2 protein-coding genes are annotated in these 2,138 nt (G+C 62.0%); one reads left to right on the top strand and one right to left on the bottom strand.

Annotated elements, in window-relative coordinates; all coding sequences use genetic code 11:
* The first annotated feature begins 624 nt into the window (after nt 1-624).
* Nucleotides 625-1,161, top strand: a complete 537-nt coding sequence (locus EJK15_RS68990) for a helix-turn-helix domain-containing protein (RefSeq protein WP_138720878.1) — start codon at nt 625-627, stop codon at nt 1,159-1,161.
* Nucleotides 1,162-1,485: 324 nt separating this feature from the next.
* Here the strand turns inward: EJK15_RS68990 and EJK15_RS77055 are convergent, their stop codons facing one another.
* A complete protein-coding gene (locus tag EJK15_RS77055; RefSeq protein WP_276615631.1) occupies nt 1,486-1,617 on the bottom strand; it encodes a hypothetical protein in 132 nt (43 codons plus the stop codon).
* Between the last annotated feature and the right edge of the window lie 521 nt (nt 1,618-2,138).

The following is a 2,138-nucleotide window of genomic DNA, read 5'->3' as shown; positions in this document are numbered from 1 at the left end:
TGCGTCCTTGGGCTCCGTGCGTGCCACCGCGGTGTCCTCCAGGTCGATCTCCGTCGATGCCTGGATCACAGTACTCATCAGGTGCGTTCTCCTTGATCAGGAGTTACACCGAAAACCGTACAGTCCCGGAGGCCGATGACGGCTATGCCAGCAGGGGCGCCTACTGCGATGCTTGCGCTGATAGAGAGGAGAACGCCGGCGGTGGTCGCGACGCTCAAGATGATCACCCATCGCTGTTGAAGCCGCGGCGGGCGATCTGGAGAAGTTGTCTCTGGGGCTTTCCGAAGGCCAGGAAATCTCACTGCTACCCGGTCCTGGCCTCATGGGCAGTGCTTTCCCCGCCCTGCTGTGGTGAATGGATACTCTTCACTTGGTTCTCCTAGCTCGTGTCGTTGCTGGACCGTCTGGGGTGGAACCGGGCTCGGCAGAGAGGGGAGCGGCAACTCCCTTGCTCATCTCTGCCGAGCCTTTGTGCTCGTACGCGTGGGAGGTAATCGCCCTCCACGGTCGCGGCGCTCCGCACACTACTGAGAGGCGGGTTCGAGCGCAAGCTGGATCAGCATATGCCCCGCTGGACTCTCATGCGCATTGCGCATATGCTGAACCTCCATAAGGAGGCGAGCGATGAACTCAGACAGTGTGGACGCAGAGGTGGTCTTCGGCCTAGGACTGCGCCACCTTAGGCAGCAGCGAGGGTGGACGCAGCAAGAGCTTGCAGAGCGGCTAAAGGCCCAAGGGACTTCTCTGCATCAGAGTGCCGTTGCGCGCATTGAAGCAGCAAACCGTCCTGTTCGCTTGAACGAGGCGTTGGCGCTGGCTCGAGTTCTTGAAGTAGAGCTGCCCGACTTGCTCTCAAGTATCCGAGGCGTGATAGATCAGGACATCGCAGTCATGGAGGCCCAGAGGGATGATCTCCGTGATCAGGTGATGATGGCTACAGAGAGTGCGCATGCCGCACGTCATGAGGAAGTAAAGCTGGCTCAGGCAGAAGCACAGCTTGGTCGGGCATTGGCAGAGGCCCGAGCCAGTTCGGCGAGCGCGGATGCTCAACGCCATATGGCCGAAACGGCTCTACGTGACATTGAGATGAGATTGGCCGAGGCGCTGGCCAGGCGAAATCAGATGGAGGGCCGTGTCGCTCGCCTAGAAGATGGCTCTTGAGGGATCGAAAGGCATCCTGGGAGAGAATAGTCATGAACGGGACGAGCGGGCCGGAAGAGGTCATCGCCCATCACCGCAGCGCCGACAACGGCTTCGTGCCGCCGCGACCCCGGCGACAACTGCGCTGCCGCCCTGCGCGCGTGGGATGAACAGGTCGAGCACTGGCTCGACGTCGTCCGCTCCGCCTCCGTGAAGGCGTGCAACACCTGCCACGGCCACGGCTACGTCCTGGAAGGTGCTTTCAAGCAGTACAGCGCGTGATTCTCGATGAGCATGCCCCCACCGCGTATCGCGACGGGGGCACCCTTTACTCCTACGCTCGGGTCAGATCCGGAACGGCAGGCCGGTCACATCCGCACCGAGCATAGCCGCCACCACGATCACGATCGTGACGATGACGGTTCGGATATGCGGCCCCCACTCGGCGGGAACCCTGACGTTGAGCGAGATGTTCATGTAGCGCCTCCACGAAATGGACAGATGGCGCCGACTCAGGGATAGGAATCACACCCGCTTCTAGATACGCTCCATGTCGCCAGCATCGCAGGTACCTAGCCAGCCCCGAGCCGGCTGGGTTTCAGGGCCCGGCTCTCTCGGCAAAGAGAGCCGGGCCCTGCTGTTTGGTTGCCGCGGTTGCCGGTGCCCTTGGGTACCGGCATGCGGCGGGGTAAGCGGGCATGGGCACATGATGGGGGGAGATCAGCGTGCACGTAACCATGCAGAGAGGAAGATCTTTTACAGGTTCCTGAAGAAGAGGTGTTTCCGCAGTTCGGGGACCCTCTACTGAGGGCCGCCGAGCGGCTCTTGGGGAAAGAATTCGCCTAACCGTGACTGACGCCAGGCGAGACGGAAGTCCGCTTGAGCCCGCATCGTGAGATGTCACGCCTGGGAGAGCCAGCGCTAGCAATCGAAGCGAGACGTTAACCTCGCCTGGCCGGGATGCTCCCGGGCATGATCGCCCACCCCGCCCCGCGGAC

The organism is Nonomuraea basaltis, from assembly GCF_005893125.1.
GTDB classification, from domain to species: Bacteria; Actinomycetota; Actinomycetes; order Streptosporangiales; family Streptosporangiaceae; genus Nonomuraea; species Nonomuraea basaltis.
Note: the sequence above shows the minus strand (reverse complement) of the source record. Positions and strands in the feature narration are given on the sequence as shown.